Consider the following 25,540-nt stretch of genomic DNA (forward strand, 5'->3'; position numbering starts at 1 on the left):
CGTCGGGGCCGTCCCGCCAGCGGCCGGCCAGCACGTAGCCCAGCGAGGAGACGAGCATCGCCGCCGCCGAGGCGGCCAGTCCGGGCAGGCTGACCGGTTCGGCCCTGGTCAGCAGCATCAGCCCGACCCCGCCCAGGCCGACCAGCGCACCGAGCAGATGGGCCCGCGCGGGGCGGGCGGCGGTCAGCAGCCAGGCGAGCAGCAGCATCGCGAGCGGCGAGGCCGCCATCACCGTGGAGGCGACGCTGGTGGCCAGCGACTGCGAGGCCACGTAGAGCAGGACGAAGAACCCCGCGGTGTTCAGCATCCCGAGCAGCGCCGAGCGCCACCACCAGGCTCCGCGCGGCCGGCGCGGGCGCAGCGCCAGCAGGAGCAGACCGGCCGGCAGGGCCCGCAGGGCGGCGCCCCACAGCGGGCGGTCGGCCGGGAGGAACTCACGGGTGACGTAGTAGTTGGCACCCCAGGCCACCGGCGCGACGGCGGTCAGCAGCACCCACCGGAAACTGGCTTCCATGGAAGACAATATAACTTCCCGGGAAGCTACCCGGCTACGATGAGCGGCATGGAGCAGCAGCGCAGCCGAGACACCGACGCGACGGATCCGGCCCCGGACCACGTCGCCCTCATCCAGGCCGAGTGGCGCCGCGAGCGGCCCGACCTCGACGTCTCCCCGCAGGCGGTGATCGGACGGCTGCACCGGCTGGCCGGCCGGCTGACCGAGGAGCTCTGCCTGGTCTACGGCCGCTACGGGCTGGGCGAGGGCGAGTTCGACGTGCTGGCCGCGCTGCGCCGGGCGGGCGCGCCGTTCGAGCGGGCCCCCGGGGAACTGGCCGCCCGCACCATGGTCACCACCGGCGCCATGACCAAGCGGATCGACCGGCTGGAGCGGGCGGGCCTGGTCACCCGCCGGCGCAGTGAGGCGGACGGGCGCGGGCGGGTGGTCGCCCTCACCGAGGCGGGCCGCCGGCTGATCGACGAGGCGTTCACCGCCCACATGCGCAACGAGCACCGCCTGCTGGCCCTGCTCACCCGCGAGGAGGCGGCCGCCCTGGAGGGCCTGCTGACGACGTGGCAGCGGCGCCTCGACCACGGGGGGCCGGCCGGAGGCGAGGCACCGAAATCCGGATGATCCGCCCGGATCCCGCGCGATAGCGTCGCCGGGTGACGAACCAGACGAATCCAATGAACCCTATGAACCCTATGAACCCTATGAACCTGACGAACCCTATGAACCTGACGAATCTGACGAACCGGACCTGGGACGTCATCCTGCTCGGCGGCGCCTCCGGCGTCGGCAAGAGCCTGGCCGCCGCCCGGATCGCGGCGGCCACGGGCGCCTTCGTCGTCGAGTTCGACGACGTGGTCGCCGCCGTCCAGGAGCTCACCACCCCCGAGCAGCACCCCGGCCTGCACCACTTCGGCGACGGCGCCGCCCCGGCGGAGGAACTGCCGCCCCAGCGCGTGCTGGACCTCCAGATCGCCACCGCCGAGGCCCTGGAGCCGGCCCTGCTCGGTGTGGTGCGCAACCGGCTGACCGTCCCGGTCCCCGCCGTCGTCGAGGGCGACTACCTCACCCCGGCCGCCTGCGCCCGCGCGGTCGCGCTGGGGCGGGCGGCGGGGCGGGAGGTGCGGGCGGTCTTCCTGCACGAGGGCGACGCCGGCCGGATCACCGCCAACTACGCGGACCGCGAACCGGACGGCGGCGTGCAGGCGGACCGGGCCGAGGTCAGTGCGCGGTACTCGCACTGGCTCGCCGCCGAGGCCCGCCGGCACGCCCTCCCGGTGGTCGACTGCCGCCCGTGGGCCACGCTCGGCGACCGGATGGACCGCGCGCTGACTGCGGCCGGCGGTCAGATCAGCGTGTAGCCGCCACTGCGGAAGGTCGAGCCGACGTTGCTGCAGTAGGCGTAGGACCAGACCCCGCCCGACCGGGTGGGCCCGTAGACCACCTGGTTGTTGGCGCAGACGGCCCACGCGTAGTAGCTGCGGGTGCCGTCGCAGGAGGCGCCGTAGCTGACGTAGTTGCTGTACGTCGAACAGGCCGCCACCCGGGCGGGCGCGGCGGAGGCCGGGACGGCGGCGAGGACGGGGACGGCGAGGGCGGCGGTGGCGGCCAGGGCCGCGGCCGCGGTGCGGATGCTCATGGTGTTCCCTCCGGTTGGGGCGCGTTGACGGGGACGAGGTGGTGCGCGCCCCACTGTGCGCCGCCCACGGGCGCCGCACCCCGCAGCAGGACGGGAAACCGCGATCCCCATCCGCCGTGCCCCGGTGGCCTGTTGTGTCATGTTCCCGTGAGGAATGGGGCTTTTGTTCGCGCGGCCGAACGTGCCGGTTCACCACCGCGTGGTGTGACGGTCTTTCGTGGACGATTTGCTGCCGTCGGCCTGGTGATCACACGCCCGGGCCACGCCGTTCCACGGCACCCCGTGCCGCCGACCGCGTCCTGCGCTCGCACCGGCGGCTCGCACGTCCCGTAGCAGTACGAGGAGCTGAACCACCGATGTCACCGCCCGCCACCCCCACGACGACCGCCCCCGTTCCCCCTTCCACGGGACGCCGACGCCGGCGCCCCACCGCGGCGCTCGCGCTCTGCGCGCTCGTCGCCGCCGGCCTGCCCACGCTCGCCACCGCCACCGCCTGGGCCGCGCCCGGCGGACCGGCCACGGCCGGCGCCAACGGCGCGGCCGCCGACCCCGGCCTGGTGCTCGACCGCCCCGGCGAGTCGGTCGTCACCCGGCGCGAGGTCACCCCGATCGCCCCCGGGCTGACCATGACCGGCTTCGACCGGCTCGGCAAGAGCGGCTGGATCCGCGGCAAGGTCCTGGTCGCCGACCTCGCCGCCGAGGGCCTGAGCGTCGACTACCTGTCCTCCGGCCAGGTGACGACCCGCCAGACCGTCACCGAGATGGCCCGGGGCGCCGGCGCGGTCGCCGCCATCAACGGCGACTACTTCGACATGAACGCCTCCGAAGCACCGCTCGGCATCGGCGTCTCCCGCGAGGACGGCCTCGTCCACGCCCCCGTCGAGGGCTGGAACCAGGCCGTGACCGTCGGCACCGACGGCCTGGCCCGGATGGCCGAGGTGTTCCTGGAGGGCCACGCCGCCCTGCCCGGCGGCGGCGAACTGAAGCTCAGCGGCGTCAACACCTACGGCCTGCCCGCCGACGGCGTCGGCCTGTTCACCCCCGCCTGGGGCACGGCCTCGCGCGCCAAGGTCGCCGACGGCTCCCCGGAGGTCGTCGAGGTGGAGCTGCGCGACGGCCGGGTCACGGCCGTCCGCGACCAGCTGGGCGGCGCCGTGCCCGAGGGCGCCACCGTGCTGGTCGGCCGGGAGGCCGGCGCCCGCGCGCTGCGGGCGCTCAAGCCCGGCGACCAGGTCACCACCGGCTACCGGCCGCGCGCCTCCTTCGGCGAGGTCGCGGTGGCGGTCGGCGGCTACCAGGTGCTGGTCCGCGACGGCGTCGCCCTGAAGCCCGGGGAGAACGACGGCAACGAGCTCAACGCCCGTACCGCTGTGGGCTTCTCCGCCGACAACAAGCGGATGTACCTGGTCACCGTCGACGGCCGGCAGGCCGACAGCCCCGGCATCAGCCTGCCCGAGCTCGCCGTGCTGATGCGGGACATGGGCGCGCGCAACGCGCTCAACATGGACGGCGGCGGCTCGGCCGCGATGGCCGCCCGGCTGCCCGGCACCGGCCAGGCCGGCACCGTCAGCAGCCCCTCCGACAACGGCGGGGAGCGGGCCGTCGCCAACGGGCTCGGCCTGTTCTCCGCACCGGGCTCCGGCCGGGTCAAGGGCTTCCGGGTCCGCCCGGCGGAGGCCGTGGACACCGCGACCCGGGTCTTCCCCGGCCTGCACCGCACCGTCCGCGCGCTGCCGCACGACGAGACCTTCGGCCCGGTGAACGGCGGCACCCCGCCGGTCCGCTGGTCGGCCGCCAAGGCCGGGGCGCCCGGCAACGGCACCGTCGAGGTGTCCGGCCAGGGCACCGCCGCCGTCGTCACCGGCCGCACCTCCGGCCCGGCCGCCGTCACCGCCGCGGCCGACGGCGCCGAGCCAGGCTCCCTGCCGCTCACCGTGCTCGGCGCCCCGGTGCGGATCACCGCCGGCACCGACCCGATCGGCCTGGAGACCGCCGGCGCCACCGCGAAGATCGCCGTGACCGGCTACGACGCCCAGGGCCACGCCGCCCCGGTCGAGGCCGCGGACATCGCCGTCACCGGCGGCACCGGCGTGGTCGAGACCACCGCCGCCGAGGACGGCTCGATCGCCCTCAAGGCGCTCACCGACGGCACCTCCGCGACGCTCAAGCTGACCGTCGGAGGCCTGGAGACCGCCGTCGCCGTCACCGTCGGCATGACCGAGAAGCCGTTCGCCGACTTCTCCGACGCGGCCGCCTGGAAGTCCGGCAACGACCGCGCGCCCGGCGGCGGTGTCGCCCCGGCCGCCGGCCACGACGGCGGCAAGGGCCTGCGGCTGACCTACGACTTCACCCAGTCGACCGGCACCCGCGGCCAGTACGCGATCGCCCCCGAGGGCATCGTGCTGCCCGGCCAGCCGCGCTCCGTCTCGCTGTGGATCGAGGGCGACGGCAACGGCGCCTGGCCGCGCATCCAGTACCGCACCGCCGCCGGCGTCACCGCCAACCTGGACGCGCCGATGGTCACCTGGACCGGCTGGCGCAAGGTGGAGTTCCCGATCCCGGCCGGCGTGCAGTACCCGCTGACCTTCCAGCGGTTCCGGCTGATGGAGACCGGCGCGGCCCGCTCCTACACCGGCGCGCTCACCCTGGCCGACCTGCGGGTCAAGGTCGCGCCGGACGTCGAACTGCCGGTGCGCCCCCGGGTCACCGACCCGGTGGTGCTCACCGACGGCACCGTGGACGGCAGGCCGCTGCGGGTCGCGGTGATGTCGGACGCCCAGTTCATCGCCCGCGCCCCGGAGAGCGACCTGGTGCAGGCCGCCCGCCGCACGCTGCGCGACATCGCCGCCGCCGAGCCCGACCTGCTGGTCATCGCCGGCGACCTGGTCGACGAGGCGAGCCCGGCCGACTTCGCCCTCGCCCGGAAGGTCCTGGACGAGTTCGACCAGCTCACCGGCCGCAGCATCCCCTGGCACTACGTGCCCGGCAACCACGAGGTGATGGGCCCCGGCACCATCGACAACTTCAAGGCCGCCTTCGGCGAGACCAGCGAGGTGTTCGACGTCAAGGGCACCCGCTTCCTCACCCTGAACAGCGCGCTCGGCTCCTTCCGGGCCGGCGGCTTCGACCAGATCGCCAAGCTGCGCACCACCCTGGACGACGCCGCCAAGGACCCGTCGGTCACCGGCCTGCTGCTGTTCGACCACCACCCGACCCGCGACCCGCTGCCCGACCAGGGCAGCCAGCTGGGCGACCGCAAGGAGGCCGCCCTGGTCGAGCAGTGGCTGGCCGGCTTCCGCGCGAACGGCAAGTCCGCCGCGATGATCAGCGGCCACGTCGGCGCCTTCCACGCGAGAAGCGTCGACGGCGTCCCGTACCTGATCAACGGCAACTCCGGCAAGGGCCCGGCCGCCGAGCCGGACCGCGGTGGCTTCACCGGCTGGACGATGCTCGGCATCAACCCGGCCGCCGGCAAGGTCACCGACCCCTACGCGGTGCCGGACGACGCCTCCGCCTGGCTGCGCGCCGAGGTGCGGGCCCGCGCCGACGCGGTGCAGCTGACCGCCCCCGAGTCGCTCGGCCTGCTGGACTCCGCGCCGGTCAGCGCGACCTTCACCCAGGACGGCGAGCGGACGGTGCCGGTCGCCTGGCCGGTCACCGCCCGGTGGGGCGGCCAGGGCGTGCACGTCGGACCGGCCGCCGAGGCCCCGCGCGGCAGCGTCGCCGCGTACGACCCGGCCACCCGCACGCTCACCGGCCTGCGGCCGGGCAGTGCCACGCTGACCGTCACGGTCGGCGGCGTGACGGCGGAGCGCAAGCTCACCGTGGGCTCCGTCCCGGCCTGCACCACCACGCTGCGCGGCACCCAGAAGAAGCTCGCGGTCACCTCCGGCGTCACCTGCCTGGACGGCGCGACGGTCACCGGACCGGTGCTGGTCCAGCCGGGCGCGGCGCTGGTCGCCAACGGCGCGACCATCAAGGGCCCGGTCTCGGCCCGCGGCGCGGCGGCCTTCGTGCTGGCCGACACCCGGGTGTCCGGCCCGGTCTCGGTGAGCGGCTCCACCGGGCAGGTCGCCCTGCTCGGGTCGACCGTCGAAGGCCCGGCCCACCTGGCGCTCAACACCGGCGGCACCGTCGTCGCCGGCACCACGGTGCGCGGTCCGCTGGACTGCGCGGGCAACACCCCGGCCCCCGGCAACGGCGGCCAGGGCAACACCGTGAACGGCCCGAAGGGCGGCCAGTGCAGCGCCCTCTAGCGCTGCCGGACCACCCCTGACACCCGGCCCGTTCGGCCGCCGCCCCGTCCCGACGGCGGCGGCCGCACGGGCCTCGGCTTTGGTGGCGCCCCGGTCAGAGCCCCCCGGAACTCCCCGCCCAACCCCGCCGAGCGCAGGTGGGCGGCCGCCGCGGCCGGGTTCGGGCCGGGGTGCCGTGCGCGGTGCGAAGGCGTCCGGTGCGGCTCCCCGCTCGTGGCTCCAGGACGGAGCATGTGCCGATGCCGCCGTTCGGCACGGCTCGCGGATGGTCGCGTGACGTGCGGGACGGCTTTCTCGGCACGCTGCCGGGCCTCGAAGCGCAGGCCGCGAGACTGGAGAGCCGCGCGTCCCAGCTGTTCGGTGTCCACGGCGTCAGCCCCTCACCGCCCGCCGGCCGTCCCGTCGTAGGCCTCGCGGCGGGCCAGCACCTCGGGCATGTTCTCCTCGGCCCAGTCCTTGATCGCGCGCAGCAGCGGGAGCAGTCCGGTGCCGAGCGGGGTGAGCGCGTAGTCCACCCGGGCCGGGACGGAGGCGGTGACCGTCCGGGTCAGCAGGCCGTCGCGCTCCAGGCCGCGCAGGGTCTGGGTGAGCATCTTCTCGCTGACCCCGGCGAGGCGGCGGCGCAGGTCGCTGTAGCGCTGCGGGCCGTCGGCGAGGGCGTTGACGATCAGGCTGACCCACTTGTCGCCGATCCGGTCCAGCAGTTGCCGGGCGGGGCACTCGGCGAGGTACGCGTCGTAGCCGGCCCGTTCGGCCGCGCGGCGCTGGGCGGCGGTCGTGGTCGCCATCGGCTCTCCTCCCGGTGCGGTACGCACGTGCGAGTGCGTTCTTCCTGCCGGAGAGCAACTCTCCCTAGGTTGGGTGCCGTTGGCAAGCCCCGTCCTGCAACGGGCGGCGGCGGAGCCCCTTTCGGAAGGAGAGCGAGATGCGTGCCGTGGTCGTCCGCCGGTTCGGCGGTCCGGAGGTCCTGGAGCTGGTCGAGGTGCCCGTCCCCGAGCCCGGCCCCGGCCAGGTGCGGGTGCGGGTCGAGGCCGCCGCGGTCAACCCGGTGGACGCGGTGACCCGCGCCGGGGTGCTCGCGGAGGCCGGGCTGATGGCGCCGCGGGAGACGGTCGGGATCGGCTGGGACGTGGCCGGCACGGTGGAGCGGCTCGGGCCGGGCGTGTCCGGGTTCGCGGTCGGGGACGCGGTGATCGGGCTGCGCGACCGGCTGGACGTGCCGCTCGGCGCCTACGCCGACGCCCTGGTGCTGGACGCCGCGGCGCTCGCCCCCGCGCCGCCGGGCGTGCCGGCCGCCGCGGCGGCGACGCTGCCGCTGAACGGCCTCACCGCCCTCCAGGCCCTGGACCTGCTGGATCTGCCGGCCGGGGCGACGCTGCTGGTCACCGGCGCGGCGGGCGGGGTCGGCGGCCTCGCCGTGCAGCTGGCGGCGCGGCGCGGACTGCGGGTGGTCGCGCTGGCGGGCGAGCGGGACGCCGCGCCGCTGCGGGAGCTGGGCGCGGCGTGGCACGTGCCGCGCGGGGCGGCGGATCCGGCCGCCGAGGTGCGGGCGCTGGTGCCCGGTGGGGTGGACGGCGCGCTGGACGCGGCGCTGCTCGGGGTGACGGCGCTCGGCGCGGTGCGCAACCGGGGTTCGTTCGTCGCGGTGTCGGCGGGCGCGGCGCCGCCGGGGCTGCGGGGGATCCGGGTCGCCAACGTCTGGGTGACGGCGGACGGCGGCGCGCTGGCCCGGCTCGCGGAGCTGGCCGCGCGCCGGGAGCTGGCCCTCCCGGTGGCGGACACCCTGCCGCTGGAGGAGGCGCGGGCCGCGCACCACCGGCTGGCCCGGGGCGGTCTGCGCGGGCGGCTCGTGCTGCTGCCCTGAACCGGCGGTTCGAGGGGCGTCCCCGGATCCTGGCATGATCGCAGGATGAACGACCGAATCATCGCCGCCTGTGACGGGGCGGCCAAGGGGAACCCGGGCCCGGCGGCCTGGGCGTACGTGGTGGCCGACGGCACGGGGGCGCCGCAGCGCTGGCAGTCCGGCCCGCTCGGGCACAGCACCAACAACGTGGGCGAGCTCACGGCCCTGGAGCAGCTGCTGGCCGCCACGGATCCCGCCGTGCCGCTGGAGGTCCGGCTGGACAGCACGTACACCCGTGACGCGGTGACGAAGTGGCTGAAGGGCTGGAAGCGCAACGGCTGGAAGACCGCCGCGGGCAAGCCGGTGGCCAACCAGGAGCTGATCCAGCGGATCGACGGGCTGCTGGAGGGCCGGGAGGTCGGGTTCGTCTACGTGCCCGCCCACCAGGTGGACGGCGATCCGCTGAACGCGATCGCCGACAAGGCCGCCAGTGACGCCGCCCGCACCCAGGAGGCGGCCGGCGGGACCGCCGCCGACCTGCCCGTCCCGGACCCGGTCACGAGCGCCCCGGCGAAGACCCGCCGCGCCCCCGCCGCGGCCACCGCCAAGCGCCGGACCTCCGGCGGCTCCGGCGGCTCCGGCGGAGCGCCGACGCTCTCGGCGCGCTTCCCCGGCACCTGCCCGTGCTCCCGCCCGTACGCCAAGGGCGAGAAGATCACCAAGGTCGGCGGCAGCTGGGGCCACGTGGAGTGCGCGGCCGCGCACTCCTGAGCCCGGCCCACCGCTCCCTCAGGAGGCGCCCGGTCCCCGGCCCGCGCGGCGGGAACGGATCCAGGCGACGGCGGCCAGCAGGCCGACCGCGCCGCCGGCCCCGAGCTTCACGGCGCCCTTGGCGACCAGCCAGCCGAGGCCGGGGACCGTCCAGCCCAGCCCGTGGAGCAGGGCCAGCAGCACGGCGGCGCCGCAGAGTCCGGCCAGCACCGTGACCACCACGGCCGCGCCGGTGGGCAGTTCGCGCTCCGTCGCGCCCGGATCGTTCGTCCCCCGAGTGTCCATGACGGGGAGTCTAACCAGTGGCCCCGACGGGGCGGCCCCGCCGATCGGCGGGGCCGGTGCCGGGGGTCAGCGCCGGGCGTGGTGGGTGTCGCCGACGTGCTCGCCGGTCTCCCGGTCGGGGAAGCTGACGGCGAGGGTGACCCGGTACTCGTCGACGTCCTCGCGGTGGCCGGGCACCCGGGCCCAGGCCAGTGAGTGCACCTCCGCCTCGGGGGCCTGCCGGCACCAGGCGGCGGCCTCCTCCAGGGCACGGGCCGCCGACCGCCCGGTGCAGACCACGGCGGTGTACGCGGCCACCGCGAGGTCGCCGCCGCTGCGGCCGTCCCGGGAGGCGGACCGGACGGCGGCGGCGGCTCTGGTCAGGTCGCGGGCGAGGTCGTCGACCACCCGGGGCGGCGCGGGCAGGACGGCCGGGGCCTCCACCACGGTCTCCGGCAGGTTGGTGCTCATTCTCAGGGCCTCCGTCCCTCTGGCATCCCCTTGGTCGCGCGCCCCGCCCCGTCCGGGATCCGCATGATCACGGGCTCAGGATGCCGGGCCGCCGTTCCTGGCATGACCACTTTCACCAGAACGTCACCCGTCCGGGGAAGACGCCATCCGCTGCTCGACACCGGCCCGGCCGCGCTGGTAATGAGGGTCCTCCGCATCCGGCCAGGTCAGCTCGGCCCGCCCCCGGCGCCGCCGGGAGCCCGGCCGCACGTGCGCGTACCACCCCCGTGCTCCGGACCGCCGTCCCGGACCCCCGGGCGCGCCCGGTCCACGACCCGGCCGCGGCCCCCCGCGCCCTGCTCCCGGCCGTGACCGGACTGCCCAACTCTCGTATCACAAACGGGAAATAACGAAGCCCGACGGCCCGTAGGCTCGTGCCACGCCGCCGTCCGCCGCACCGGTGGACGCCATCGAAGGGGGATCCCATGGACCGCAGGTCACCGATCACGTCCGCCCGCCGGTACACCTGGCTGCCCGCGCTGGCCCTCGCGGCCGTCGCGGTGGCCGGCTGCTCCTCCTCGGGCGGCGGCTCCACGGCGGCCACCCCCGCACCGGCGAGCCCCGCGGGCACCACGGGCAGCCCCGCCGCCCCCACCGGCACGCCGCCGGCCACCACCGCGCCGACCGCGGCCCCGAGCACGACCCCGAGCGCCACCACGGCCGGGACGCCCGCCGGTACGCCGGCCGGCACCGGCAAGCGGCCCGCCGACGCCTGCAGTCTGCTGACCTCCCCCCAGGTCATCGCCGCCGTCGGCACCGCCGGCCCGTTCAGCGGCACCCACCCCGACCCGAAGGACGGCAAGCCGGTCTGGGGCTGCACCTGGGGCTCCCGGCAGTCCTACGCCCACATCCAGGAGATGGACCCCGCCGTCTTCACCACGCTGAAGACCAATCCGCAGTACCAGGTCACCCCGGTCCCCGGCGCGGGCCAGGACGCCTATCTGATCCGGAACAAGGACGGCAGGCGTCCCGAGGTGAAGTTCCTCGCCGCCGACGGCCGCGCCTACACGGTCGAGGTCGTGAAGGACCGCGGCCCGGGCGACGACGTCAACGCCGAGGCCGAGGCCGCCGCCGCCACCGGGCTGGCGCTGCTGCTCTCCAGGAGCGTCTGACCACCGGCACGGCAACCGGCCGTAGGCACGGTGTCGACACGTTGTCGACAGGCGGCTTCCAAGCTGACGGGGACAGCACACCCCAGCGCAGCAAGGAAGGACACCCATGCGCATCCGCAATCTCCTCACGGCCGTCGTGGTCTCGGTCGCGGCCCTCGGCGTGGCCGTGCCGGCCTCGTCGGCCGCACCGGCCACGAACGGCAAGCCGATCGAGCTGGTCAGCGGCACGAGCCACGTCCTGATCAACCCGGCCCAGGCCGGCCGGACGCACTGGAAGCCCGGGCAGGAGAGTTCCCTCGGCGGCCGGCCGCTGACCATCCAAGCGACCGAACCGGCCGCCGACCCGAAGGCCGGCGCGAAGGCCGACGCCGCCCCGGCCGCCGCCAAGGCGAGCGTCTGGGGCACCACGGGACGGCTGCTCACCGGCGGCGGCGTCTGCACCGCCAACGTCGTCTCCAGCGCCAACCACGACGTCATCGCCACCGCCCGGCACTGCGTGGAGGGCGGGCACGACTTCAAGTTCGCGCCCAGCTACGACGCGGGCAACGCCCCCTACGGCTGGTGGAGCTGGCGGTCGGCCGGCTGGGTGGACACCCCCGGCACCCAGAACGACATCGCGTTCATCGTGCTGGACACGCTGAACGGCCGGCACGTCGCGGACGTCGTCGGGGCCACCGGGATCGGCTTCAACCAGCCCCTCGACAACTACGCGCACATCATCGGCATCCCCGGAAAGGGTTCCGCCGCGGACGAGCACATGCTCTGGTGCGGCGGCCGGCCGGTGGCCGGCCCCGAGCAGCCGTCCACCGCGCTGATCGACAACTGCGTCGGCCTGAGCGGCGGCGCCAGCGGCGGACCGTTCTTCGTGAACTACGACCAGAACGACGGTTCGGCCGTGCAGACCGGTGACTTCGTCACGGGGTACAGCTGGCAGGGCAAGTGGTGGGCGGTGACCTCGTACTACCGCGATGAGGCCTACACCGTCTTCAACGGGGCGCAGCACGCCTGATCGCGGAACGGGAGCATCCGGGGCGGCCCCCGGTGGCGGACGGCCACCGGGGACCGCCCCGCCCCCGCCGCGCGGGCGTGCCCGCGCGGATGCGAGGGTGGCCCCGTGAACGAGACGATCATGGCAGCCGCCCGCGAACGGGCCGCCGGCCACCGGCGCCGGTTCGACCTCCGCTTCGAGGCCTACTTCGACGCCCTGCCGGAGCGCCTCGACACGCCGCCGCTCAGCCGCTTCACCCCGCGCTGCCTGGAGCTGCTGCGGGACCTCTCGCTGCGCGGGGGCAAGCGGCTGCGGGTCGCCCTGCTGTACGAGGCCGCCCGGCTGGTGACCACCGACCCGGTGCCCGGCCTGGCGGAGGCCGCGCTGAGCATCGAACTGCTCCAGACGCACGGGCTCGTCCACGACGACATCATCGACGACGCGCCCGTCCGCCGCGGCGGCCCCTCCACCTACTACGCCTACCGCCGGGAGTTCCCGGGAGCCGACCGCACCGCGCTCGGGCTGGCCGTCCTGGCCGGGGACCTCGCCGCCTTCCTCGCGATGCGGGTCCTGCTGGAGGGCGACGTCCCGGCCGAACTGCGCCAGGCGATGCTGGAGGTGCAGCTGAACGCCGGCGCCGAGACGGTCGCCGGCCAGATCGTCGACCTCGAACGCGACTTCCGCCCGCTCCCGGACGAGGAGTTCCTGCACACCGTCTGCGAGTACAAGTCCACCCGGTACTCCGTGCTCGCCCCGCTGCGGCTGGGCCTGCTCGCCGCCGGCGAGGACGTCGCCGCCCACGACGCGCGGCTGCGCCGGTACGCGACCCTGGTCGGCATCGGCGGCCAGCTGCGCGACGACTACCTCGACCTGTTCGGCGACGACGGCGCCACCGGCAAGTCCACCGGCGCCGACCTGCGCGCGGGCCGCCGCAGCTACGCCGTGACCGCCCTGCTCGCCGCCGCGGACGAGGCGCAGCGGGCCGTGGTGGAGTCCGCGCTCGGCGACCCGCACTGCCCCGCCGGGACGGTCGAGCGGGTCCGCGAGCTGGCCCGGCGGCTGGGCGTGGACGGCAGGCTCCGCGGCGACATGCGCCGCTGCGCCGACGCGGCCCGCGCCGAGGCCGAGGGCTGGCGCCCGTACTGGCGCGCGGAGGCGGTGGCGTTCTTCGAGGGCCTGCCGCTGTCCACCGTGGTGCCGTAGGCACCCTGACCGCCCAACGGGCCGCGCCGCCGCCCGGCGCAGCCGGTTCCCCCCGGGGCGTGAACGGGAGGGCCCGGGGGCTCCGGGCGGATGCGGGTGCGGCACGGGCGTTCGCACAATGACGCCACGGCGCCGTACTCCGTACTCCCCCCGACAGCCAAGGCGGATCGCATGAGCCGATCTCACCCACCCGCGCGCCCCACCGGACCGGCCCCGGCGCCGATATCCCCACCACCCCCGGACGCCCCCGGCCCGCTCCCCCGCACCGATCGGCGCGCCCGGCGCGCCCGGCCCTCACGGTCGGCGGCGGCCCTGCTCTCCGGGGTCGCGCTGCTCGCGCCGGCCCTCGCCGCCGGCACCCTCGGCGAGGCGACACCCGCCCGGGCCGACAATCCGACCGTCTCCGGCAACGGCCTGCGCACCGCCTGGGACGCCGCCGAGCCGAATCTGGCCCCGGCCAAGGTCTCCGCCTCCGACTTCGGCCGCCGCTGGTCCGCCGCCGTGGACGGCGCGGTGTACGCCCAGCCGCTGGTGGCCGGTTCCACGGTGATCGTCGCCACCGCCACCAACCACGTCTACGGCGTCAACGCGGCCGACGGGCGGATCCTGTGGCAGCGCGCGCTCGGCACCCCGGTGGCCTCCTCCTCCGCCTGCCTCTCCCCCGGCACCGGCATCGTCTCCACGCCGGTCTACGACAAGGCGAGCCGGACGGTCTACCTGGTCTCCAAGTCCAGCGAGGGGGGCGCGCACTTCTCGGTGCACGCCCTGGACGCCACCTCGGGCGCCGAGCGCAGCGGCTGGCCGGTCACCGTCCAGGGCTCGCCGGTGAACAGCCCCGGTGTGGCGTTCAACCCCAACACCTCCGCCCAGCGGGCCGGGCTGCTGCTGCTGGACGGCGCGGTCTACTTCGGGTTCGCCTCGGACTGCGGGGTCGGCACCTACGTCGGCACGGTCGCGGGCGTCAACACCAGCACCCGCAAACTCACCCTCTGGTCCACCGAATCCGGCTCCGCCTCGCAGAACGCGGGCGTCTGGATGAGCGGCGGCGGTCTGGTCTCGGACGGCTCCGGGCGGATCTTCGTGGCGACCGGCAACGGCGCCGGCGAGGGCTCCTCCCCGCTGAAGGGCCCCGGCGACAGGCCCGGCGGCCACTTCGCCGAGTCCGTCGTCCGGCTGGGCGTCACCGCCGACGGCAGCCTCGCCGCGCGGGACTTCTTCAGCCCCACCAACAACCGGGAGATGGACCACGGCGACGTGGACCTCGGCTCCGGCGGCCCGGCCGCCCTGCCGTCCGGCTTCGGCACCGCCGCGCACCCGCACCTGATGGTGCAGGTCGGCAAGGACGGCCGGATCTTCCTGCTCGACCGGGACCGCCTCGGCGGCACGGGCCAGGGCCCGAACGGCACCGACGGCGTGGTCGGCACCACCGGCCCGTTCAAGGGCGTCTGGGGCCACCCGGGCGTCTGGGGCGGCGACGGCGGCTACGTCTACCTGGTCGAGAACTACGGCTCGCTGCGCGCCCTCAAGTACTCCGTGAACGGCGCCGGCAACCCGCAGTTGACCAGCGCCGCGACCAGCACCGAGGGCTTCGGCTACGCCTCCGGCTCCCCCGTCGTCACCTCCAACGGGACGGCGAGCGGCTCGGCCCTGGTCTGGACGATCTACTCGGGCACCGGAGCGGGCGGCCAGAACGGCGAACTGCGGGTCTACGACGCGCTTCCGGTCAACGGCGCGCTCAAGCTGCGGCGCAGCTTCCCGCTCGGCACGGTGACCAGGTTCTCGGTGCCCGCGACGGACGGCGGTCGGGTGTACGTCGGCACCAAGGACGGTCACCTGCTGGCGTTCGGCCGCCCGGCCTGACGCCTCCCCGCTCCCCGGGGCCCACCCGGGCCCCACCTGACACATCCGGGCGGGCCCACTCGACACGGCACTGCCCGACCGGCACACTCGACACCGGTTTCCCGCGGCGGGCCCGTCCCGCCGCGAAGCCCGTCGCGTCACCCGTTCGAGCGCGATTGTCCGGTGATCGCGCGGGTTGGACCGACGGGCGGGCCCGGCGGCTCGTAGCGTCCTGCTCCAGGGGCCCGCCGGGCCCCGAACCCCCGAACCCCACTTCACCGAGGAGGGCAACTCCCATGAAGTCCACGCTCACTCCCCAGCTCCCCGCCACCACCGCCGGCGCCGCGCCGGCCGCTCCGGCGGCCCCCGCCAAGCCCGCCTGGTCCGCTCCCGCGGTGGAATGCCACCGCACCGGCGCCGAGGTCACCGCGTACGCCGCGCGGACCACTCGGTGACCCAGGCTCCCACCACCGCGTCGACCCGCGAGGAGTTCGCGGCCAGGCTGTACGGCCTGCGGGGACGGTACTGGGACACCCACCCGTTCCATCTGCGCCTGCACTCCGGCGGCTGCACGCCGCCGGAGCTGCGGCGCTGGGTCGCCAACCGCTGGTACTACCAGCTGGTCCTGACCCGGAAGAACGCCGCGATCATCGCCAACTGCCCGCTGCCGGAGGTCCGCCGGGAGTGGACCCGGCGGCTCGGCTACCAGGACGGCCCGCACGAGGGCGAGGGCGGGCTGGCCGACTGGCTGGTGCTCGCCGAGGCCGTCGGCCTGGACCGGGTCGAGGTGCTGGACGAGCGGCACGTGGCGCGCGGCGTGCGCTTCGCCGTCGACGCCTACCTGCACTTCTGCCAGACCCGGCCGTGGACCGAGGGCGTGGCCGCGGCGCTGACCGAGATGTTCTCGCCCGACCACATGGCCGAGCGGGTGACCGCCTGGCGCAAGCACTACGACTGGATCGACCCGGCCGGCTACGCCTACTTCGAGCACCGGATCCCCGACGCCCGCCGGGACAGCGCGCAGACCCTCGACCTGGTGCTGGACCACTGCGCGACGGCCGAGCAGCAGCGGGCCGCGGTGGAGGCGCTCGCGTTCAAGTGCGAGGTCCTGCGCGCGATGCTCGACGCCGTCGACTACGGGCCGGAGACCGCCGCCACGGCCGGCACCGCCGCACCGGCGGGCCTCGCGGTGCCCGCCGGGACCGCCCGGTGAACGCCGCGCCCGCCGCCGCGGCCCCCGGGCTGCGGCGCGGGGTGCGGCTGGTCGACGACCCGGTGCGCCGGCAGGCCGCCCTGCTCTACCCGGAGGGCGTGCTGCTGCTCAACGCGACCGCCGCCGCGGTGCTGCGGCACTGCGACGGGCGGCGCGACGTCACCGGGATCACCGCCCGGCTCGCCGAGGAGTACGAGGGCGTGGACGCCGGCCAGGTGCTGGCGCTGCTCGCCGACCTGGCCGACCGCCGGCTGCTCACCCTCGACGGCACCGGCGCGCCGGCCGACCCGCGTCCGGCCGCCGGACTGCCCGGCGCCGCCGCCGGGAAACACGCGCCCGCCCCGCTCGGCCTGGTCGCCGAACTCACCCACCGCTGCCCGCTGCAGTGCGCCTACTGCGCGAACCCGGTCGAACTGACCAGGCAGCGCGACGAGTTGGACACCGAGCAGTGGCTGCGCGTGCTCGACCAGGCGCGCGGCCTGGGCGTGCTGCAGGTCCACCTCACCGGCGGCGAACCGCTGCTGCGCCGCGACCTCGTCACCATCGTCGCGCACGCCCGGGAGCTGGGCCTCTACACCAACCTGATCACCAGCGGACTGCCGCTGGACGCCACGCGCGCCGCCGAACTCGCCGCGGCGGGCCTGGACCATGTCCAGCTCTCCGTCCAGGACGCCGATCCTCAGCGGGCCGACGCCGTCGCCGGGCTGACCCGGCTGACCGGCCCCACCGGCCACGAGCGCAAGCTCGCCTCGGCCGCCCTGCTCACCGGCGCCGGCCTGCCGCTCACCGTCAACGCGGTGCTGCACCGCGGCAACGTCGCCCGCCTCGGCGCCATCGCCGACCTCGCCGTCGAGCTGGGCGCCGACCGGGTCGAGCTCGCGCACACCCAGTTCTACGGCTGGGCCTGGGTCAACCGGGCCCACCTCGCCCCCGGCGACGAGCAGGTCCGCCGGGCCGAGCAGGACGTCGCCGAGGCCAGGGCGCGGCACGGCGGGCGGATCGAGATCACCCATGTGGTCGCCGACCATCACGGTGGCACCGCGAAGCCCTGTATGAACGGCTGGGGCAGCGAACAGCTGGTCGTCGCACCGGACGGCGCCGTGCTGCCCTGTCTGGCCGCCGCCCAGCTGCCGGGTATGGAACTGCCGAACGCGGTCACCGACGGGCTGGCGGCGAGCTGGCACGACTCGCCCGCCTTCAACCGGTACCGCGGCACCGCCTGGATGCCCGAGCCGTGCCGCAGCTGCGAGCTGCGCGAGCAGGACCACGGCGGCTGCCGCTGCCAGGCCTACCAGTTCACCGGCGACCCGGGCGTCACCGACCCGGCCTGCCGGTTCTCCCCCCATCACCACCTGGTGCGGGCGCAGACACCGCAGGCCGCACCGCGACCGGTGCCGCGCCGGTTCACCGCGGCCGTGCCGCCCGTCCCCGGCCCGGCCTGAGGAGCACCCGCTGAAGATCCGGATCCTCGGCACCGCCGCCGGCGGCGGTCTGCCCCAGTGGAACTGCGGCTGCGCGGGCTGCGCCACCGCCCGCCGCACCGGCGCCGTCCGCGGCCAGGACTGCCTGGCGATCAGCGCCGACGGCGCCGCCTGGTACCTGGTCAACGCCTCCCCCGACCTGCGCTCCCAGCTGCTCGCCGCGCCCGAGCTCGCGCCCCCGCCGGGCAGCCGGGCCACCCCGCTGCGCGGGGTGCTGCTCACCAGCGGCGAACTCGACCACACCCTGGGCCTGGTGACCCTGCGGGAGGCCGCCGAGCTGTCGGTGCACGCCACCGCGCCGGTCCGCGCCGCGCTCCACCAGGCGTTCCCGGTCGGCCCGCTGCTCGCCCCCTACACCAAGGCGCACTGGCACACCGTCACCGCCGGGCAGCCCGTCGAGCTGGCCGGGGGGCTGGTCGCCGAGCCGCTGGCACTCGGCGGCAAGCGCCCCCGGTACGCCGCCGACCTGCCCGGCCGCCCGGCGGGCGATCCGTCCGGCGAACGGGCGGACTGGGTGGTCGGCTACCGGTTCACCGAGGCCGGCGGCCGGGCCCGCGCGGTCTACGCGCCCGGCCTCGCCGCCTGGACGCCCGCCCTGGACCGGGCGGTGGCCGACGCCGACGTGGTGATCCTGGACGGCACCTTCGCCACCGACGACGAACTCGCCGAACGCACCGGCGGCGCCCGCACCTCGCGCGGCATGGGCCACCTGGCGGTCGCCGACTCGCTCCCGCACCTGGCCCGCCGGCCCGGCCCGCGCTACCTCTACACCCACCTCAACAACACCAACCCGCTCGCCCACCGGGGTTCACCGGAGGCCACCGCCCTGGCCCCGGCGCTGGCGGCGGCGGGCGCGGCCGTCGCGGAGGACGGCACGCTGCTCGACCTGTGACGCCGTCCCCTCCCGGGCACCGCCTCCCGTGCCGGGGGACCGCCCTCCTGACCGCGTCCGGCCGAAGCGGCCCACCGTCCGTTCACCGAACGGTGGCGCCCGGTATCCTCCCTCGCCACCGTGGGCCTGTCGGATCGTCGTGATACTAATCGTTCCGGAAAACAGCACTGTCATGCACCGGCAGGCACGAAGGTGACAGCCCGTCCGTTCCTCGGGGGACCGGACGGTGACGGGAGGGGCACGGCATGGTGAGCAGGAACGGCGAGGCCACGCGGGACGGCGGCAAAGCCGCCGGAGCCGGGGGGCGGCGGGAGGGCCGGACGGCCGGGCGCCGGCTGCGGCTCGGCAAGCGGGTGACCGGGATGCTGGCGGTGTTCACCGCCCTCGCGGCGCTGACCGGTTCGCAGACCGGCCTCGGCTTCACCCCGGTCGCCGCGGCGGGCCCCGCGGCGAACCTGCCCGACCCGGCCGCGGCGGTCCCGGGCGGCGCGGCCGGCGGCACCACCGCCTCGCCGTTCGCCCCCGGCACCACCGGGATCCCCGGCGTCCCCGGCACCGCGCCGGTCGACGGCGGCGGCACCCTGCCGCTGTTCCAGCCGCCGCTCGCCCCGCCCACCTCGCCCTTCGCCGACCCGCAGCGCACCGGGCCGGCCCTGCCGGAGACGGTCTTCGCCGCCTACCGCAAGGCCGAGGCCGCGCTCGCGCAGCGCAAGCCCGGCTGCCACCTGCCCTGGCAACTGCTCGCCGCGATCGGCGAGGTCGAGTCCGGCCAGGCCGGCCGGGGCGCGGTCGACGCCGCCGGGACGACGTTCCGCCCGATCCTCGGCCCGGTGCTCAACGGGGCCGGCTTCGCGGCGATCGCCGACACCGACGGCGGCCGCTACGACGGCGACGCGCGCTGGGACCGCGCCGTCGGGCCGATGCAGTTCATCCCCTCCACCTGGGCCTCCTGGGGCGTGGACGCCAACGGGGACGGCAAGGCCGACCCGAACAACATCTTCGACGCCGCCGAGGCCGCCGGCGGCTACCTGTGCGCGGGCGGCCGCGACCTGTCCGACCAGGCGCAGCTGGACCGGGCGGTACTCGGCTACAACCACTCCTCCGAGTACCTGCGCACGGTGCGGAACTGGATGGCGCACTTCGGCAGCGGCAGCCCGGTCACCACCCCGGACCGCCCGGGCACGGCGAGCCCGCTCGCCCCGCTCCTCCCGGTCACCCTGCCGAGCCCGCTCGCACCGGTCCCGCCGGTCACCCCGGTCGCCCCGCAGCCGGGCACCACCCCGTCCGGCACCCCGTCCACGACGCCCACCGACGGCACCCCGACCGGTACCCCGTCCGGCGCCCCGTCGCCGGGCGCGACGCCGTCCGGCGCTCCCTCCCCCTCGGCCTCGCCCTCCGCGAGCGCCTCGCCCTCGGAGCAGCCGAGCACCACGCCGACCACTCCCGGCACCACGCCGACCGGCAGCGCGAGCCCCAGCCCGAGCGCCACCCCGACCGGCACGCCCAGCGCGACGCCGACCGGGACCCCGTCCACCACGCCCACCGGCACCCCGAGCGGAACCCCGACGGCCACCCCGACGGCGACGCCCACGGACACGCCGACCGGCTGCGCCACGCCGACCGGTACCCCCACCGGCACGCCGACCGCGAGCGCGAGCCCGTCCGCGAGCGCGACCCCGACCGCCACGCCGAGCGCCACGGCCACCCCGACCGGCCCCGGCTGCCCGACGCCGACCGCCCCGACGACGACCCCGTCGACGACCCCGTCCGAGACCGCCACCCCGAGCGCCTCGCTCTCCCCCTCGGCCGCCCCCTCGGCGCACTGACCGACCCGGCCCGCCGGCCCGCGACACCACATCGGCCGGTCTCCCGTTCGTCCGGGAGGCGGGCCGACGCACGAGGACGACCGTCCGTCAGCCGCCCTCGTCCTCCGACGCCTCGTCCTCCTCGCCCTCGCCGTGGACGATGCCGGCCGCGCGGTCGCGCTGCTCCTGCACCCGCAGCGGCACGTCCGGGTCCCAGTCCGAGGCGCGGGGCTGCTCCGGCCCGTCCGGCCCGAGGCGGACCACCGGTTCGACCCGGACCAGCCGGAACAGCCGGCCGGCGGCCCGCACCTCGTCGGCCCGCTCGGCGTCCAGCCGGTCGGCGGCCTCCGCGTACCGGGCCAGCTCCTCCTGCCCGAGGTGCGGGTCCAGACGGGGCGCGAACTCGCGCAGATAGGCGGCCAGGCTGTCCCGGGCGCCCTGCGGGGTCTCGCAGGCGCCGGTCATCGGCCCCCAGCGGCCCTCCCGGTGCTCCGCGACGGCGCACTGGGCGGGCAGGACCATCACCTTGGGGTGGAGGTGCGAGGCCAGCCGCGCCTCGGCCCGGACGTCCTCCGGGATGAACCGGCCGGTCGGCACCAGCGCCATCATGTCCAGCCGCAGGATCCCGTCGACCAGCGTCACGCCCGCCGCCGGGTCGATCACGAAGCCCTCCACCCGGGAGGGCAGCCGGTGCCCCTCGCCGACGGCGGCCGGGTCGGGGTCGGTGGGCCGGGGCGGCTCGATGCCGTCCGGGCCCGAGCGCAGCACCTGTTCGGCGCGGAAGACCCGGTAGTCCCGGCCGGCCACCGTGATCGCGTCCAGCGCCTCCCACTCCAGGCGCTCGTAGGCCTCGGAGTAGGCGGTGCGCTCCTCGTCGGTGAGGTCCCACGGGGCGGCCAGGGGCGTGCCGGGTTCGGCCAGGGCCCAGGACCGGAAGAGGTGGCCCAGCTCGTCACGGGCCGCCTGCGGGGTGGTGGCGTGGAACCCGAGGATCTTCCAGGCGCCCGCCCCGGTCCGCTGCAGGCTGCCGAAGACGGGCGGCATCATCATGAGGTTCGGGTACTTCTCGCGGGATGCCCAGGCCTCCAGGCCGGCCACCGCGGCGACCGGGTCGTCGGTGTGGGTGACCCGGATCGTGAGGTGCTCGGGTAGCTGCACGGCGTCATCGTCCATGCGGCCAGTGGTAGCGGACACGCCGAGAGCGCCGCAGGGATATCACGGAACTCCACCCGACCGTGCACGCCCGGCCCCGGCACGGCCCCGGGGCGGGCCGACGGCCCCTCCGGGGCACCCGGTCGTGCCGTGCGGTGCGGTGCGGCCGGCGGCCCGGTCGGCCGCCGGCCCGTCCGTCAGAGGTGCTTGACCAGCTCCGGCATGAGGTCCTGGAAGGTGCGCCCGCCCGCCGGCTGGCCGATCGCGGTCATCTGCCAGCCGGTTCCGGTGCGCTGCACCTTGGCCATGATCTGCGCGGTGTACGCGCCGCCGCCGGTGAGCGTGTACCGGGCCAGCTCGGTGCCGGTCTGGGTGTCGACCAGCCGGCAGAAGGCGTTCTCGACCTCCTGGAAGGTCTGGCCGGTGAACGAGTTCACGGTGAAGAGGATCTGGTCCACCTCGGCCGGCACGGCGTTGAGGTCGACGGTGATGGTCTCGTCGTCGGTCGCGTCGCCGGCGCCGCCGGTCAGGTTGTCACCGCTGTGCCGCACCGAGCCGTCGTTGCTGGTGAGGTGCTGGAAGAAGACCACGTCGACCGGCTTGCCCGCGGCGAACAGCACCGCCGAGGCGTCCAGGTCGATCTCCTGGCCGGCGAACAGCTTCGCCAGGAAGCCCTTCTTCTGCGCGGCGCGCCAGCCCAGGCCCATCCGCACCACGCCCAGTCGGCCTCCGCCCGGCTTCTCCAGGCTCAGCTTCTGACCCTTCGCCAGCGAAACGCTCATCGCGCCCTCCTCAGATACTCGCCTGCGCGCCACGAATCTACAGCACTGTAGATCTTTCCGCGCCCCGCGTACGCCCTCGTCCCGGGACACCTGCATACCCCGCGGACGCGGCACGGAAGCGGATCGCCGCTCGCCGTCCGGTCAGGCCGCCCGCTCCAGGCGGACCAGGGCGTCGATCGCCTCCGCGCCCTCGCCCACCGGGCGGCGGACCCGCTCGGCGCGGAGGGTGCGCAGCCCCGCGCCGGCCAGGTCGGCGAGGACGTCGTCCGGAGTGAAGAGCACCGCCGGGTCCTGCGGGCCGCCGGCCCCCTCGGTCAGGTTGGTGGAGTCGTGGCCGACCACCAGCAGGGTGCCGCCGGGGGCGAGGGCCCCGGCGGCGGCGCGCAGCGCGGCCCGGCGGTCCTCGGCGGGGAGCTGGAGGTAGGCGACCAGTACCAGGTCGTAGCCCTCCGGCGGGGCCTCGACGGCACGGGCGTCGCCGTGCCGCCAGGTGAGGCGGTCGGCGACCTCGTCGGGCAGCGCGGCGGTGAGCCGTTCGGCGCGGCCGAGGGCGACGGTGGAGAAGTCCAGTCCGGTGACCTCCCAGCCCAGACCGGCGAGCCACATGCTGTTGCGGCCCTCCCCGGCGGCGAGGTCCAGTGCCCGCCCGGGGGCGAGCCCGGCCAGTTCGCGGACCACCCAGCGGTTGGGTTCGGTGCCCCAGACCAGCTCGCTCGCGGCGTAGCGGTCGTCCCAGGCGCGGCTGTCCATGACCCGTTCTCCGTTCGACGCGGGATCTTCCGGGAGGCCACCGTACCGGTCCGCGGCCCGTCCCACCGGTCGTCCGGCCTCCGACCATCCGCCCACCGGACACCCTTGACGGCGAATATTGGTCCAGTCCAATCTGTGATGTCGTGACCGCGACGGCTCCGGCCGGTCCGCGCGCCACGCATACGCACGCATGCCCTGCCGCTCCTGCCCTGCCGCACGTGTTCACCCGGCCGCGCGCCCCCACAGCGCCCGGCCCGGCTCCCCCGGCCCGCCCCGGGCCACCGCACCGCCGGAACCCCCACTCCTCCGGAGGACCACCGCATGCACGACCGTGTCATGTCCGCGCGTCCCGCTGAGCGCCGGGCCGCCGCTCCGCGCCGCCGGGCGCTCGCCCTCGCCCTCGCGGCCACGCTGAGCACCGGCAGCGCCGCCATCGCGCTCTCCCTGAACACCGCCTCGGCCGCCGCCGTCAACCTGCTCTCCAACGCCGACCTCGAAGCCGGCACCCTGGCCGGCTGGACCTGCGTCAACGGATCGGTCGTCACCACCCCGGTGCACGGCGGCGGTTACGCGCTCAACGGCGCCGCCTCGGCGTCCGACACCGCGCAGTGCCAGCAGACCGTCGCCGTCCAGCCGAACACCACCTACACCCTGGCCGGATGGGTGCGCGGCAGCTACGTCTACCTGGGCGCGACCGGCACCGGCGTCAACTCCCAGAGCTGGGTGCCCAACGCGAGTGGCTGGACGCAGCTGAGCACCACCTTCACCACGGGCGCCGGCACCACCTCGGTGACGGTCTTCACCCACGGCTGGTACGGCACCGGCGCGTACCAGGCCGACGACCTCAGCCTGACCGGCCCGGCGGGCCCGACCGGCACGGCCAGCCCGACGGCCACCAACAGCCCCACCGCCACGAGCAGCCCGACCGCGACCAACAGCCCGACGGCGACGAACAGCCCGACGGCGACGAACAGCCCCACGGCGACGAACAGCCCGACCGCCACCAACAGCCCGACCGTGACGCCCACCGCCACCTCGACCGGGACCGGCCCCTCCGGCGACGGCAAGGTCACCACGCCCGGCGGCGTCACCGTCACCAAGGTCACCCACAACGCGGTGGTCCTCTCCTGGCAGCCGTCCACCGCGACCGCCGGCGACGCCCCGGTCGCCTACAAGGTCTACGCGGGCGACCAGTTGGTGGCCACCTCGATGGGCACCTCGGTCGCGGTCAGCTCGCTGCTGCCGACCCGCGGCTACACCTTCACCGTCCAGGGCTACTCCGGCAGCCACGCCTCCGCCCAGTCCGCCCCGGTGAGCACCACCACCGCCGCGGCGCCGGCGAACAGCCCGTTCCGCGCGGCCTACTTCGACCAGTGGGGCGTCTACGAGAACGCGTACCACGCGAAGAACGTGGACACCAGCGGCGCGGCCGGCAAGCTGGACGTCATCCAGTACGCGTTCGCCAACATCCACCCGACCAACCTGACCTGCTTCCAGGCGGTCAAGGCCTCGGACTCGGGCAACGAGAACAACCCGAACGCCGGTGACGGCGCCGGTGACGCCTACGCCGACTACCAGGCCGACTACAACGGCGCGGCCAGCGTGGACGGCACCGCCGACACCTGGGAGCAGCCGCTCAAGGGCAACTTCAACCAGCTGCGCCAGCTGAAGGCCAAGTACCCGAACCTGCGGTTCACCATCTCACTCGGCGGCTGGACCTACTCCAAGTACTTCTCCGACGCGGCCGCCACCGACGCCTCGCGCAAGAAGTTCGTCTCCTCCTGCCTCGACATGTTCCTCAAGGGGAACCTGCCCACCAACGTGGCCGGTGACCCGGCGGGCGGCGCGGCCTCGGCGGCCGGCCTCTTCGACGGCGTCGACATCGACTGGGAGTACCCGGGCTCGGCCGGCGGCCACACCGGCAACCACTACTCCCCCGCCGACAAGCAGAACTTCACCCTGCTGCTGAAGGAGTTCCGCACCCAGCTGGACACCCTCGGCAACGCCCAGGGCAAGAAGTTCCTGCTGACCGCGGCGCTGCCCAGCGGCCAGGACAAGATCGCGCAGCTGGAGACCGACAAGATCGGCGCGTACCTGGACTACGCCGACGTCATGACCTACGACATGCACGGCGCCTGGGACGCCAAGGGCCCGACCAACCACCAGGACCCGCTGCACGACAGCCCGGCCGACCCGACCACGCCGATCACCCCGGGCAACCGCAAGTACAACGTCGACACCACGATCACCGCGTACACCACCGGCCTGGCGGAGTACGGCATCGCGGGCGGCTTCCCGGCGAACAAGATCGTGCTGGGCGTGCCGTTCTACTGGCGCGGCTGGACCGGTGTGCCGGCCGGCAACAACTTCGGCCTGTACCAGAGCGCGACCGGCCCGACCCCGGCCAAGCCGCTGAGCGCGGAGGCCGGCCTGGCCGCCTGGAAGGAGCTCAACCCGACCGCCGCCAACACCCACTGGGACCCGGTGACCGAGTCCTCCTGGGTGTACGACGGCACCAACTTCTGGACCGGTGAC

At 75.6% G+C, this 25,540-nt stretch carries 23 protein-coding genes; 15 read left to right on the plus strand and 8 right to left on the minus strand.

Going from position 1 to position 25,540, the window contains the following annotated elements; translation table 11 throughout:
* On the minus strand, window positions 1-514 hold a 514-nt coding region (locus tag ABT093_RS37600), incomplete at its 3' end, for an EamA family transporter (protein ID WP_350571974.1).
* Between the two features lie 48 nt (window positions 515-562).
* Between ABT093_RS37600 and ABT093_RS37605 the strand changes: the two genes are divergently transcribed.
* Window positions 563-1,129, plus strand: coding sequence for a MarR family winged helix-turn-helix transcriptional regulator (locus ABT093_RS37605; protein WP_350571975.1), 567 nt, complete (start codon window positions 563-565; stop codon window positions 1,127-1,129).
* A gap of 98 nt (window positions 1,130-1,227) precedes the next feature.
* Window positions 1,228-1,866, plus strand: a complete 639-nt coding sequence (locus ABT093_RS37610) for an AAA family ATPase (protein WP_350571976.1) — start codon at window positions 1,228-1,230, stop codon at window positions 1,864-1,866.
* Here ABT093_RS37610 and ABT093_RS37615 read toward each other — a convergent pair.
* Window positions 1,851-2,144, minus strand: a complete 294-nt coding sequence (locus tag ABT093_RS37615; protein ID WP_350571977.1) for a hypothetical protein — start codon at window positions 2,142-2,144, stop codon at window positions 1,851-1,853. The genes ABT093_RS37610 and ABT093_RS37615 overlap by 16 nt on opposite strands.
* Before the next feature lie 356 nt (window positions 2,145-2,500).
* Here ABT093_RS37615 and ABT093_RS37620 point away from each other — a divergent pair, with 356 nt between their 5' ends.
* Complete coding sequence (locus ABT093_RS37620; RefSeq protein WP_350571978.1) at window positions 2,501-6,400, plus strand: phosphodiester glycosidase family protein; 3,900 nt, start codon at window positions 2,501-2,503, stop codon at window positions 6,398-6,400.
* Window positions 6,401-6,780: 380 nt separating this feature from the next.
* Here ABT093_RS37620 and ABT093_RS37625 read toward each other — a convergent pair whose 3' ends face one another.
* A complete protein-coding gene (locus ABT093_RS37625; protein ID WP_350571979.1) occupies window positions 6,781-7,188 on the minus strand; it encodes a winged helix-turn-helix transcriptional regulator in 408 nt (135 codons plus the stop codon).
* Between the two features lie 137 nt (window positions 7,189-7,325).
* Here ABT093_RS37625 and ABT093_RS37630 point away from each other — a divergent pair, with 137 nt between their 5' ends.
* On the plus strand, window positions 7,326-8,264 hold the full coding sequence (locus ABT093_RS37630; protein ID WP_350571980.1) for an alcohol dehydrogenase catalytic domain-containing protein: 939 nt from the start codon (window positions 7,326-7,328) through the stop codon (window positions 8,262-8,264).
* A gap of 45 nt (window positions 8,265-8,309) precedes the next feature.
* Window positions 8,310-9,014: a ribonuclease H family protein gene (locus ABT093_RS37635; protein ID WP_350571981.1), complete on the plus strand. Its 705-nt coding sequence runs from the start codon at window positions 8,310-8,312 to the stop codon at window positions 9,012-9,014.
* An 18-nt stretch (window positions 9,015-9,032) separates the two neighbouring features.
* Here ABT093_RS37635 and ABT093_RS37640 read toward each other — a convergent pair whose 3' ends face one another.
* Window positions 9,033-9,299, minus strand: coding sequence for a hypothetical protein (locus ABT093_RS37640; protein ID WP_350571982.1), 267 nt, complete (start codon window positions 9,297-9,299; stop codon window positions 9,033-9,035).
* Window positions 9,300-9,365: 66 nt separating this feature from the next.
* On the minus strand, window positions 9,366-9,749 hold the full coding sequence (locus tag ABT093_RS37645; RefSeq protein WP_350571983.1) for a hypothetical protein: 384 nt from the start codon (window positions 9,747-9,749) through the stop codon (window positions 9,366-9,368).
* Window positions 9,750-10,213: 464 nt separating this feature from the next.
* Here ABT093_RS37645 and ABT093_RS37650 point away from each other — a divergent pair, with 464 nt between their 5' ends.
* The 9 genes from ABT093_RS37650 to ABT093_RS37690 all read left to right on the plus strand — a co-directional run bounded on the left by ABT093_RS37650 (window position 10,214) and on the right by ABT093_RS37690 (window position 20,342).
* Window positions 10,214-10,900: a DUF3558 family protein gene (locus ABT093_RS37650; RefSeq protein WP_350571984.1), complete on the plus strand. Its 687-nt coding sequence runs from the start codon at window positions 10,214-10,216 to the stop codon at window positions 10,898-10,900.
* Window positions 10,901-11,006: 106 nt separating this feature from the next.
* Window positions 11,007-11,909, plus strand: a complete 903-nt coding sequence (locus ABT093_RS37655; RefSeq protein ID WP_350571985.1) for a trypsin-like serine peptidase — start codon at window positions 11,007-11,009, stop codon at window positions 11,907-11,909.
* 120 nt (window positions 11,910-12,029) lie between these two features.
* On the plus strand, window positions 12,030-13,091 hold the full coding sequence (locus ABT093_RS37660) for a polyprenyl synthetase family protein (protein ID WP_350571994.1): 1,062 nt from the start codon (window positions 12,030-12,032) through the stop codon (window positions 13,089-13,091).
* Window positions 13,092-13,262: 171 nt separating this feature from the next.
* Entirely contained in the window at window positions 13,263-14,951 is a 1,689-nt protein-coding gene (locus ABT093_RS37665) for an outer membrane protein assembly factor BamB family protein (RefSeq protein ID WP_350571986.1), read from the plus strand.
* Window positions 14,952-15,226: 275 nt separating this feature from the next.
* Window positions 15,227-15,385, plus strand: a complete 159-nt coding sequence (gene pqqA / locus ABT093_RS37670; RefSeq protein WP_350571987.1) for a pyrroloquinoline quinone precursor peptide PqqA — start codon at window positions 15,227-15,229, stop codon at window positions 15,383-15,385.
* A complete protein-coding gene (gene pqqC, locus ABT093_RS37675; RefSeq protein WP_350571988.1) occupies window positions 15,382-16,143 on the plus strand; it encodes a pyrroloquinoline-quinone synthase PqqC in 762 nt (253 codons plus the stop codon). Before pqqA ends, pqqC begins: the two co-directional genes overlap by 4 nt.
* On the plus strand, window positions 16,140-17,585 hold the full coding sequence (gene pqqE / locus ABT093_RS37680) for a pyrroloquinoline quinone biosynthesis protein PqqE (protein WP_350571989.1): 1,446 nt from the start codon (window positions 16,140-16,142) through the stop codon (window positions 17,583-17,585). Before pqqC ends, pqqE begins: the two co-directional genes overlap by 4 nt.
* A gap of 22 nt (window positions 17,586-17,607) precedes the next feature.
* Window positions 17,608-18,516 carry a pyrroloquinoline quinone biosynthesis protein PqqB gene (gene pqqB / locus ABT093_RS37685; protein WP_502884411.1) on the plus strand — a complete coding sequence of 303 codons (909 nt, stop codon included), beginning with the start codon at window positions 17,608-17,610 and terminating at the stop codon, window positions 18,514-18,516.
* Between the two features lie 245 nt (window positions 18,517-18,761).
* On the plus strand, window positions 18,762-20,342 hold the full coding sequence (locus ABT093_RS37690) for a lytic transglycosylase domain-containing protein (RefSeq protein ID WP_350571990.1): 1,581 nt from the start codon (window positions 18,762-18,764) through the stop codon (window positions 20,340-20,342).
* Window positions 20,343-20,429: 87 nt separating this feature from the next.
* Here ABT093_RS37690 and ABT093_RS37695 read toward each other — a convergent pair whose 3' ends face one another.
* The 3 genes from ABT093_RS37695 to ABT093_RS37705 all read right to left on the minus strand — a co-directional run bounded on the left by ABT093_RS37695 (window position 20,430) and on the right by ABT093_RS37705 (window position 23,005).
* Window positions 20,430-21,494 (minus strand): DUF5954 family protein, encoded by a 1,065-nt coding sequence (locus ABT093_RS37695; RefSeq protein WP_350571991.1) that lies wholly within the window; start codon window positions 21,492-21,494, stop codon window positions 20,430-20,432.
* Between the two features lie 176 nt (window positions 21,495-21,670).
* Window positions 21,671-22,255, minus strand: a complete 585-nt coding sequence (locus tag ABT093_RS37700; RefSeq protein WP_350571992.1) for a TerD family protein — start codon at window positions 22,253-22,255, stop codon at window positions 21,671-21,673.
* Window positions 22,256-22,396: 141 nt separating this feature from the next.
* A complete protein-coding gene (locus tag ABT093_RS37705; RefSeq protein WP_350571993.1) occupies window positions 22,397-23,005 on the minus strand; it encodes a class I SAM-dependent methyltransferase in 609 nt (202 codons plus the stop codon).
* A gap of 321 nt (window positions 23,006-23,326) precedes the next feature.
* Here ABT093_RS37705 and ABT093_RS37715 point away from each other — a divergent pair.
* On the plus strand, window positions 23,327-25,540 hold a 2,214-nt coding region (locus ABT093_RS37715), incomplete at its 3' end, for a glycosyl hydrolase family 18 protein (protein ID WP_502884410.1).

Source organism: Kitasatospora sp. NPDC002551, assembly GCF_040296005.1.
GTDB lineage: Bacteria > Actinomycetota > Actinomycetes > Streptomycetales > Streptomycetaceae > Kitasatospora.

Bases quoted from the DNA above. Each gene is read 5' to 3' on its own strand.
- ABT093_RS37705 (WP_350571993.1), bottom strand. From the start codon at position 23,005: ATGGACAGCCGCGCCTGGGACGACCGCTACGCCGCGAGCGAGCTGGTC.
- ABT093_RS37700 (WP_350571992.1), bottom strand. From the start codon at position 22,255: ATGAGCGTTTCGCTGGCGAAGGGTCAGAAGCTGAGCCTGGAGAAGCCG.
- ABT093_RS37695 (WP_350571991.1), bottom strand. From the start codon at position 21,494: ATGGACGATGACGCCGTGCAGCTACCCGAGCACCTCACGATCCGGGTC.
- ABT093_RS37620 (WP_350571978.1), top strand. From the start codon at position 2,501: ATGTCACCGCCCGCCACCCCCACGACGACCGCCCCCGTTCCCCCTTCC.
- ABT093_RS37630 (WP_350571980.1), top strand. From the start codon at position 7,326: ATGCGTGCCGTGGTCGTCCGCCGGTTCGGCGGTCCGGAGGTCCTGGAG.
- ABT093_RS37635 (WP_350571981.1), top strand. From the start codon at position 8,310: ATGAACGACCGAATCATCGCCGCCTGTGACGGGGCGGCCAAGGGGAAC.
- ABT093_RS37640 (WP_350571982.1), bottom strand. From the start codon at position 9,299: ATGGACACTCGGGGGACGAACGATCCGGGCGCGACGGAGCGCGAACTG.
- ABT093_RS37650 (WP_350571984.1), top strand. From the start codon at position 10,214: ATGGACCGCAGGTCACCGATCACGTCCGCCCGCCGGTACACCTGGCTG.
- ABT093_RS37615 (WP_350571977.1), bottom strand. From the start codon at position 2,144: ATGAGCATCCGCACCGCGGCCGCGGCCCTGGCCGCCACCGCCGCCCTC.
- ABT093_RS37690 (WP_350571990.1), top strand. From the start codon at position 18,762: ATGGTGAGCAGGAACGGCGAGGCCACGCGGGACGGCGGCAAAGCCGCC.
- ABT093_RS37625 (WP_350571979.1), bottom strand. From the start codon at position 7,188: ATGGCGACCACGACCGCCGCCCAGCGCCGCGCGGCCGAACGGGCCGGC.
- ABT093_RS37645 (WP_350571983.1), bottom strand. From the start codon at position 9,749: ATGAGCACCAACCTGCCGGAGACCGTGGTGGAGGCCCCGGCCGTCCTG.
- pqqA (WP_350571987.1), top strand. From the start codon at position 15,227: ATGAAGTCCACGCTCACTCCCCAGCTCCCCGCCACCACCGCCGGCGCC.
- ABT093_RS37610 (WP_350571976.1), top strand. From the start codon at position 1,228: ATGAACCTGACGAATCTGACGAACCGGACCTGGGACGTCATCCTGCTC.
- ABT093_RS37660 (WP_350571994.1), top strand. From the start codon at position 12,030: ATGGCAGCCGCCCGCGAACGGGCCGCCGGCCACCGGCGCCGGTTCGAC.
- ABT093_RS37605 (WP_350571975.1), top strand. From the start codon at position 563: ATGGAGCAGCAGCGCAGCCGAGACACCGACGCGACGGATCCGGCCCCG.
- ABT093_RS37655 (WP_350571985.1), top strand. From the start codon at position 11,007: ATGCGCATCCGCAATCTCCTCACGGCCGTCGTGGTCTCGGTCGCGGCC.
- ABT093_RS37665 (WP_350571986.1), top strand. From the start codon at position 13,263: ATGAGCCGATCTCACCCACCCGCGCGCCCCACCGGACCGGCCCCGGCG.